The organism is Streptomyces sp. NPDC034043, from assembly GCF_055575675.1.
Genome location: NZ_JBVISF010000002.1, coordinates 199,415 through 207,734, shown reverse-complemented (window position 1 = coordinate 207,734; position 8,320 = coordinate 199,415). Strand labels below are relative to the sequence as shown.

At 71.0% G+C, this 8,320-nt stretch carries 9 protein-coding genes; all 9 read right to left on the bottom strand.

The annotated features are described in order from the left end of the window. Nucleotides 1–32: 32 nt before the first annotated feature. Nucleotides 33–341 (bottom strand): hypothetical protein, encoded by a 309-nt coding sequence (locus ACZ51S_RS05670; RefSeq protein ID WP_468474733.1) that lies wholly within the window; start codon nucleotides 339–341, stop codon nucleotides 33–35. Next, nucleotides 334–897 (bottom strand): YbaB/EbfC family nucleoid-associated protein, encoded by a 564-nt coding sequence (locus tag ACZ51S_RS05665; RefSeq protein WP_468474734.1) that lies wholly within the window; start codon nucleotides 895–897, stop codon nucleotides 334–336. Before ACZ51S_RS05665 ends, ACZ51S_RS05670 begins: the two co-directional genes overlap by 8 nt. Before the next feature lie 45 nt (nucleotides 898–942). Next, the gene (locus ACZ51S_RS05660) at nucleotides 943–3,189 is read right to left on the bottom strand and encodes a hypothetical protein (protein WP_468959835.1); all 2,247 of its coding nucleotides are present in this window, start codon (nucleotides 3,187–3,189) and stop codon (nucleotides 943–945) included. A 41-nt stretch (nucleotides 3,190–3,230) separates the two neighbouring features. Beyond that, nucleotides 3,231–3,668, bottom strand: a complete 438-nt coding sequence (locus ACZ51S_RS05655) for a hypothetical protein (protein ID WP_468474736.1) — start codon at nucleotides 3,666–3,668, stop codon at nucleotides 3,231–3,233. Nucleotides 3,669–3,823: 155 nt separating this feature from the next. Beyond that, nucleotides 3,824–4,120: a WXG100 family type VII secretion target gene (locus ACZ51S_RS05650; protein WP_468474737.1), complete on the bottom strand. Its 297-nt coding sequence runs from the start codon at nucleotides 4,118–4,120 to the stop codon at nucleotides 3,824–3,826. A 67-nt stretch (nucleotides 4,121–4,187) separates the two neighbouring features. After that, on the bottom strand, nucleotides 4,188–4,526 hold the full coding sequence (locus ACZ51S_RS05645; RefSeq protein WP_468474738.1) for a hypothetical protein: 339 nt from the start codon (nucleotides 4,524–4,526) through the stop codon (nucleotides 4,188–4,190). Nucleotides 4,527–4,654: 128 nt separating this feature from the next. After that, nucleotides 4,655–6,124 (bottom strand): type VII secretion protein EccB, encoded by a 1,470-nt coding sequence (eccB, locus tag ACZ51S_RS05640; protein WP_468959833.1) that lies wholly within the window; start codon nucleotides 6,122–6,124, stop codon nucleotides 4,655–4,657. Nucleotides 6,125–6,225: 101 nt separating this feature from the next. Beyond that, on the bottom strand, nucleotides 6,226–7,605 hold the full coding sequence (gene eccD, locus ACZ51S_RS05635) for a type VII secretion integral membrane protein EccD (protein ID WP_468474740.1): 1,380 nt from the start codon (nucleotides 7,603–7,605) through the stop codon (nucleotides 6,226–6,228). An 82-nt stretch (nucleotides 7,606–7,687) separates the two neighbouring features. Further along, entirely contained in the window at nucleotides 7,688–8,056 is a 369-nt protein-coding gene (locus ACZ51S_RS05630) for a hypothetical protein (RefSeq protein WP_468474741.1), read from the bottom strand. Nucleotides 8,057–8,320 lie beyond the last annotated feature (264 nt).

Sequence of the window (8,320 nt, the reverse complement as noted above, 5' to 3'; positions counted from 1 at the left end):
GGTTCAGCAGCGTCCGGGTCGGAAGGTCCGGCTCAGAAACCGTCCGCCTGGGAGCCCGCCTCCTCGTCCGACTTCTTCATCTCGTCGGAGGTCTCGTTGCCGGCGTCCACCACCGTCCCCAGCCGCTTCGTGATGTACGCGAGGGTCTCGGTGAGGTTCTCGGTGGGGGCGTCGACCTGCTGGTGGTAGGTCTTGCCGATCTCGTCCTGGCCGGCGGACTCCTTGTTGATCCGGTTGATCTCCACGATCGTCCGGCTGAGGTCGGTCAGGCACCGCTTGTACTCGTCGTAGTACTGGAACTTGCCCTTGAGGTCGCCGAGTACTTTGAGGTCGTCAGCCATGGAACTCCTCCTGCTTCCCGATGGGGATGCGGCTCTCCGGCTCGAGGGCGAACTCCTCCTGCTTTCCTCCCTGTTCAGAGCTGACGAGCACCGCCTCGTCCTCGGCGGCGAACTCCTTCTGCCTGGCCGCCCTCGCCTCCTCCTGGGCCTCCTCCAGGCCGAAGGACGGACGCATCGCCCGCAGCGGCTTGAGCAGCTCCTCCATGTCGCCGGGCATTCCGCTCAATCCCGTCACGCTGCGCAGGTGTCCGCTGAAGTCCTCGAACCCCTTGATGTGCTCGATGACGTGGGCGCCCATCTCGGCCCGTGCCTCGTTGAGCACGGTGACCAGGGCGGCGGACAGTTCGGCCGGGGCCATGGACTGGTACGCCTTGGTGTGGAAGGTGAGCGAGACCACCTGGCCCTGGGGGCCGACCGTGACCGACACCATGTGGTCCTTGGAGGTGACGGACGCGGTCGCCGCGTCCAGTTCGCGCTTGGCCGCGAGCATCCTGTCGCGCTGGCCGTGCAGGGCCGACATCGCGTCCTTGAGCATGCTCTCGAAGTCGAGGGCCATGGGCCGCCTTTCGTGGGGCTGAGGTAGGTGGTGCCGTGACGTGTGTCAGCGGCCGATGACTCCGCTGACGGAGCCGGAGTCGGTGCCCCAGGTCTCCTCGTCCTCGGTGAGCCACGTGGTGCGCTGCCGGTCGTTGCCCTGGTTGGGCTGGCCCGCGCCCGCTCCGGCGCCGGGGCTCATCGGGGGCATCATGGGGGGCGTCATCGGCGTCGTCGTCCCGGTCATGCTGCCCGCGGGGCCGCCGGTCGACTGCTGCTGTGAACCGCCGTTGCCTGCCGTGGCGGTGCTCCCGAGACTTCCGGCGGGGAGGCCGATGGAGCCGGCCGCCCGTTCACCGAGCAAGGTGGCGCCACCCGTGCTCGTGGCGCTGAAGCTCTTGGGCTTCGGCGGGTCGCCGAGGCCGCCGCCACCCGAGCCGAAGTGGGTCAGGTCGGGCAGTTTGCCGGTCGTTCCACCGCCGCTGGTCATGATCTTCGCGTCCGGACGCGAGTTGATGGCGTGCTCGGCGTTGGTCAGCAGCTGGTGGGAGCGGCTGATCGGCTTGCCGTTCGCGTCGACGACGATGCCGTCCTTGAGGGTGGCTCCCTCGGGCAGGGCGTAGGGGTTGCCGTTGGAGTCGAGCAGCGGCTTGCCCTTGGCGTCGACCACGGTTCCGTTCGCCAGGACCTTCGCGCCCTCGGGAAGGCGGAGCTGGTCATACGGGTTCGAGCCCGCCAGCCCCCCGTTCTGGTTCTCGTCGCGCGGGGCCGGCTGGCCGACCTTGCCGCCGGGCGGCGCGACGACCTGCTTGCCGCCCGAGCCCATGACCGGCTTGCCGTTCGCGTCGTAGACCTTGCCGTCCTTGCCGATGCGGGAGCCGGGCGGAACCATGACCGGCTTGCCGTCGGGGCCGAGTACGGGCTTGCCGTTCTTGTCGAGCAGCGGAGCGGTGCCGCCGCCCGTCGACCCGGTCCCGGGCAGGCTGCCCGGTGGCGGGGGGCCCGTCCGGCCACCGTTCCCCCGGCCCGGGAGGGACTCGGGGATCTTGGTCTTCGGGCCGCCCGTGCCGCCCGAGCCGTTTCCGCCCTTGTTCTTGCCGAAGGGATCGCCGATCCCGGAGCCGCCGCCCTTGCCGCCGCCGATCCCTCCTCCGGTACCGCCGCCCTTGCCGCCGCCGATGCCTCCTCCGGTACCGCCGCCCGTGCCACCTCCGGCTCCTCCCGGGGGCCCTGCGGAGTTGGGTCCGGTGCCACCGGTGGGCATCTGGATACGGGGCTGGTAGATGCCGTCGCGCAGTGCGTTCCCGAGCTTGAGGTACGCGTCGTCCAGCGGGCCCATGTTGGCCTTCGCGGCTTGGTCGAGCACGCTCAGGTTCTTCGCCCAGTTCTGCTTGGCGACGCTCTCGATGCCGTCGAGCCAGAACTGCTGGGTGACCTCGGATCCGCTGTTGTCGAAGACCCTCAGGTTCTCCACCGAGAAGCTGACCGTTCCGGGTTTGTCCTTGCCGCTCTGCTTCCACGTGAAGGTGCACGTGGCGGCCGACATGACCCCCTTGAACACCTCGTACATCTGACTGACCGGGCTGGCCCCGGGGTTCATGTGGGGGCTCCCCGGCGGCCACCACCAGTTCGCGAGTTCGGTGTACATGTTCCAGACGGAAGTCCTCAGCCGGTTCTCGGCATCGGAGATGAGCGTCTCGTAACCGCTCGCCGCGGAGAGGTCGATCGTCTCCGGCGGCTTGGTGCCGGGCTGGATCTGGGGCTGTGCGAGGTCGAACTGGACCTTGCTCATCTCCGTGGAGATGACGTCGAGGAACTTCTTGAAGGCTCCGGCCGCGCTGCCCTTCCACTCGCTGTCGTCGGCGTCGACGTTCCCTTCCCATCCCTTGATGAGCGGGCCCCACTTCCTCAGCCAGGCGTTGACGTCACGGATCAACGCCGCCGCGGACTGGAACGAGGTGAAGTTGGCGACACCGGAATCGCGCGGCGAGAACACCAGAGCCGACAGGGCCTTGTTGGCGTCGTGGTGGAACATGTTGAACTTGGACTGGCCGTTGTCCAGGAGCCTCTTCCACGGCACGTTGAACCCGATCACGCACGAGAGCTGCCCACTCGCGTTCGAGTTCGTGTCGAGGGGGATGACGTGGGAGATGTCGAAGTTCTTGGCGTGGGACTCGCCGTTGCCGGCCACGGTCACCACATGGACGGTCTCTTGGTCGAGCCACTTCTCGGACATCACCGCATCGCGGTTCGTCAGCGAATTGGTGTCGGGAAGAAGCACCTTGATGGCCTGTTCCCAGGTGAAGTCTGCCATGGTGTGCGCGGAACTCCCTTCCGGAGGTGACGGCGCTCGCGCTACTTCTCGGGCGAGGGAGTGGGCCCGGTACTCGGGGCGGAGCCCTGCTGGATTTTGGTGAGGATCTCCCACATCTCGGCGACGTCGACCGATTCGTCGTCCGCGTTCTGGAAGGTCTCCTTGACGAACATCAGATCGAGGTTGGCGGACTTCGCGACGAGGCGGAACACGTTGAGCGAGCTGTTCAGCTGTTTGCAGAGCGACATGAAGCCCTCTTGCACGGTCAGGGCGCTCGGCAGCACCTTGCCGTTGCCCGGCATGATCTTGCTGTCGCCCGAGCCCTTCTCCCACTGGAGCAGTGCCATCACGGCAGGGTCCTGGAAGTCCCTGAGCAGCGTGTCGAACTTCCAGGCGTAGTCACGCAGGACGTCGTCGGTGATCGACGTGACCTTGCCCTCGTTGTCGCCGTCCGGGTCGTTGTCGTTCGGGGTTCCCATGCGTGCTCTCCTGCCGAAGTCTCGGTCGTAGGCCATCCGGACCGTCCGGCACGGAGAACGGAAACACACCGCGCGAAGGTTCAGCCCGGTCGGCCCGGAACCCGAGGACCCGGCACGCCCGGCGAACAGGGGCGGGCCGGGTCCTGCAGCGGGGTTCAGCGCTGGAAGAGGAAGGCGCTCTTGCGGTCCCCGTTGCGGATGATGCCGTGGGCGTCCGACAGCAGGTCCGCGCCCTTGTTGAACTGCTGCGACAGGTTGGAGTCCAGGCTGTTCACGGCCTGCTTGAACTCCGCGAACTCCTTGGCCGCCTCGCCGGTGAACTCGGACCGGATGGCGTCGAGCCGCTGGACGACGGTCTCCAGGGCCGAGTTCATGGTGGCGGCGACCTGCTTCATCTGGGCGTTCGCATCCTCAAGCGCGCCATGCTTGATGTCCATGTCCATTTCGCTCATGCGCGTTCCTTACGTAGGAGGGGAGAAGGGGCGGAGGCGGCGGCGTACGGGGAAGCGCCGGCCGGGGTCACTTGCTGAGGACGTCGTAGACGTCGCCGGACCACAGGTCCATGTTGGCGTCGGCCTCACCGGCGGTGTCCGTCATGACCTTGCTGGTCGTGCCGACGGCCTCCAGGAGGTCCCTGTACTCGGCCATCACCGTGCGGTAACCGCGCTGCCAGTTCTCGATCTTCGCGATGAACTTGGTGCCCGCGGAGGACCGCATGCTCATCGCGACCTGGTGCGCGATGTCCTCGGACTGCGTGTAGGCGCGCTCCATCGTCTGGAGGTGCACCTCCAGCTCGTTGAGGGTCTGGGTGAGTACCGCTGACGAAACCTTGAGGTTGTCGTTGGGAACGTCGGACACCTGATCTCCTTGGTCGTACGGTCGGTGGGATTCGCGGCAGGGGGAACGGGCCGTTCAGGGTGAGGGGTTCACCAGCCCTACGGCACCGGCCGCCCCCGCTACACGTCGTACGGTGGACACACCGGCGTTCAGCCCTTGGAGACCGGCTCCGGACACACCGGGTCGAGCGGGCCCGCGGGTGCGTCGACCACCCCCGCAGCCGCCAGCGCCTCCGGGTCCAGGCCCGGGCCCGACGGCAGCATGGTCAGCAGCGTCGCGGGCACCCCCACCGCCGTCGCGGCCGCGTAGCCCAGGGCCTTCGCGGACTGCTGCGTCGGCAGGGGGTACTTCACGCCGTTGTCCGCGACCAGGTACGTCGTCCCGGCCGCGCCCGCCCCGGACAGCGCCCGCACCAGCGCGCCGCCCCCGGGCCGTACGGAGATCCGGTCCGCCGTGCCGCACGCCGCCGTCACGCCCGGCTGGGGCGTCACCGGCCGGCCCGCGACCGCCGCCGTGTCGACCACCGTCACCAGGGTGCTGGGCCCGCCGCCCGCCGAAGGCCGGACCGCCGTGCACACGCCCTGTCCGGCGCCCGGCGCCACCAGTTCGGGCGGCGTCGCGGGAAGTCCCGCGTCCGGCAGGGCCCCGGCCGGCGCCGGGTGGGCGGCCAGGTCCGCCGCGCCCACCACGGCGGCGACCGCGGGAGCCCCCGCGTACGCCTGGTTCTGCGTGCGCGGGTCACCGCGCAGCAGCTCGAACCGGGTGCGGCTGAGCGGCGCCAGACCCTTGTCGGTCAGGACGTACGGCTCACCGCCCGGGCCCGTGAACAGCTGGCCCACCCGGGTCGGCAGCCCGGCGAGGGCGGGACCGGGACTGCCACGCTCCGCGAGCTCGGGCGCGACCAGATCGGGCCCGGAGGGAAGGGAGTTGAGATAGGCCGGTGCCACGGGGTACGGGGCCGGGGTGGCCGCGCCGTAGCCGAGCGCCGTCCCGGCACCCGCGCCCAGCCGCAGCCGCTTCCCCTGCCACAGCACGTGGCGGGCGCCGTCCGGGGTGGTCACCAGGAGTCCTTGATCAGGACCCAGCGCCCGGCCCTGGCTCACGGAGCCGACGGCCAGCGAGACCACCGGCCCGGCCTTCCCCGACGCCGTACCGCCCACCAGTCCGCACACCAGCCAGTCGCCCCTGGACAGCGCGGACGCGGCCGGGAGCCCGTCCGGCGCGCCCACGATTCCCAGCGGCCCGCCGCGCGGCGCCGACGCGAGCGACTTCAGGCCGACCTGGGTGACGGTCATCTTCTCCCCGGCCACCAGCCGGGCGCTGGCCTGGTTGAGCACCGGCCGCAGCTCCCCGCCGATGAACAGGTACCGGGCACCCGTCTCCTTGACCACCACCAGGTTCCCCGGCTTGGCCCAGCTCGTCGAGCCGCCCGGTCTGATCGCCCCGTACAGGCCCATCACCAGGGCGATGAGGACGGCGATGAACAGCCCGGTGCGCACACCGCGGGTGGTGCGCCGGGTGGGAAGGTCCAGGGCGTCCGGCTCGCCCCGCAGCATCCCGGCCCCGAGCCTGCTCATCACGAACAGGTGGGCCTGCACCTGGTCGCGCCTGGACTGCATGTGAACTCCTCAGTGAAAAGGTACGTGGGGGCGGGGGGACGTCCGGCGGCATTCGGCCCGCGTCGACGTCCCGGCCCCGGTGGGGCCGGCGGCGGCAACACTCACCCGGTGAGCCCGCGCACCCACGCGAACACCCCGGCCACGGTCAGTGCCAGCGGGAGCAGGCTCAGCGCCAGGGCGCTGTGCAGCAGGTCGGCGGCCCGCCCCCAGTACGGCAGCATCCGCCGCCCGGGCAGCGTCCACGAGACGATCGCGAGCGCTGCGGCCACCGCCGTCAGTCCCGCCAGCAGGTACAGGCGGCCGGTGGGGCCGAGGGTGAGTGCCCACGCGGTCGTGAGCAGGGCGAGTCCGTACACGCCGGGCAGGATCAGGGCCAGCCGCTGCCACCGGGAGCCCAGCTCCCGGGCGTGCAGGACCAGCAGCAGGGACAGCACGGCCGCCAGTGCCACGGGAGCCCAGCCGGGCGCGGAGGCCATCAGCGTGAGGCAGCCGGCGCACAGGGCGCCGGTCACCACGTGGAAGGCGGTGAGATAGCCGTCGGCCACGGCACTGCGGTCCACGACGTCCTGCGCGGGATACGGCTCGATGTCCTCCTGGAGCTCCTCGGCGCTGCGCGGCAGCGCGGGCAGCTTCAGCCCCGAGAGCCGGAAGGCGAACCCGGGCAGGAACGCCCCGAACGCCACCACCAGCACGGCCAGCATCCCCGCCGTCTCCGAGGCCGTGAACCCCGCCAGGAGGAGGGCACCCGCCACCGACGTGGCAACCGCGGTGATGAGCAGCCCGAGGAACAGGGGTGCCGAACAGGCCACGGCCGCGAGCGCGAGGACCGAGGCGCTCGCGGCCGCCGAACCGCCCGCGAGCAGGCGGGCGGCCGTCAGGTCGCTGTCCCCGGTCGGCAGCAGTGCCCCGGCCAGTGCCAGGTAGGGGACCGCCGCAGCGCCGAGCGCCGTACCGGCCCCCGCGTCGCCCACCGCCCGCGCGGCGCTGCCGGCGCCCAGGAGCAGCAGCATCCCGGTCACGGCCGCCGAGACCACCCGCAGCGGCCCGATGCCACCGGAGAGGGCCAGGAGGAGGAAGCCGCCCGCCAGCGCGAGCAGCGAGAGGCCGAGCGCCAAGTGGTGGGTGAGGGCAGGGCGCCACGCGTCGCCGCGCCGGTCGAGCCCGGCCGCGACGCCGTCGACGACGTCGTCGAAGTGCACCTCCGGCAGTGACTCGCGGCGCAGCCGCAGGTAGAGGCGTTCGCCGTCCCGCAGGCCCAGGGCCTGCGCCGTCCGCTCCTCGTCCAGTGGCTCCTCGCCGAGCCGCTGAAGCACCCAGCCGCCGGCCTCGACGGCCTCCTCCTCCAGGCCGTCCCCGGAGTAGCCGATGATGGTCGGCAACAGGTCCGCCAGGGGAACGTCGGCCGGTACGGAGAGTTCGACCAGCTTGTGTGGCCCGTGGAACCTCAACCGGCACAGCCCCGTCACCGCGCTACCGCTCACTGCCCGCGTGTCCTTCCCGCTGTCCAGCCGAGGTGGGAACGCCCTCGGCGTGCAGTTGAACGGAAGGAGCCGGGCGGCGGGTTCAGCCGCGGCGACGCAGTTCGCGTACGAGTGCCTCGACGCCCTGCTCTCCGTGCCGTGCCAGGAGCACGGCGACCAGGTCCGCCACGGTCCGCCGCTCGTCCTCGCTCCAGCCGCCCGCCGCCGGATGCTCGTCGACCACGAGCACGCGCGCGATCAGCCGGGTCTCCCGCGCCGGCGCGTCAGCGGGGGTGGTGGGGCCGAGCAGCCGGACCAGCGTGTCCTCCACCTCGGACGCTGTGGCCTCCGGCACGTCCAGGCCGGTCGCGGTTCCGGCGAGCGGATCCTCGTCCTCCGGGCGCGTGCTCGGCAGCCACGCGCTCAGCAGCGCGCGCGTCTCGTGCGCCTCTGTGTCCTGGTCCCCGTACACCGCTCTCCCGCAGACACCGCCACGACGGGCGTGCACACACCGCCTCGCCCACCCCGGAGACCGGTCGGTACGACGCCCCGGCGCGCGCACGTAGTCGCACAGTCTCCCACCCTTCGTCCGCTCCTGTCCTACGGAGTGATCAACGCGTCCCTCGGCCGTCGAGGTTCACCCGGGGCACCGCGCGAGCGGTTTGAACCGTCCGGCACCGCCCGTCCGTTCCCGACTGACGAGGAATCCGCACACAGTGGGCCACCAGGCGTGAGG

What these genes read in the sequence shown, in the direction of transcription:
- ACZ51S_RS05670 (WP_468474733.1), bottom strand. Translation starts at nt 341, where the DNA reads ATGGCTGACGACCTCAAAGTACTCGGCGACCTCAAGGGCAAGTTCCAG.
- ACZ51S_RS05665 (WP_468474734.1), bottom strand. Translation starts at nt 897, where the DNA reads ATGGCCCTCGACTTCGAGAGCATGCTCAAGGACGCGATGTCGGCCCTG.
- ACZ51S_RS05660 (WP_468959835.1), bottom strand. Translation starts at nt 3,189, where the DNA reads ATGGCAGACTTCACCTGGGAACAGGCCATCAAGGTGCTTCTTCCCGAC.
- ACZ51S_RS05655 (WP_468474736.1), bottom strand. Translation starts at nt 3,668, where the DNA reads ATGGGAACCCCGAACGACAACGACCCGGACGGCGACAACGAGGGCAAG.
- ACZ51S_RS05650 (WP_468474737.1), bottom strand. Translation starts at nt 4,120, where the DNA reads ATGAGCGAAATGGACATGGACATCAAGCATGGCGCGCTTGAGGATGCG.
- eccB (WP_468959833.1), bottom strand. Translation starts at nt 6,124, where the DNA reads ATGCAGTCCAGGCGCGACCAGGTGCAGGCCCACCTGTTCGTGATGAGC.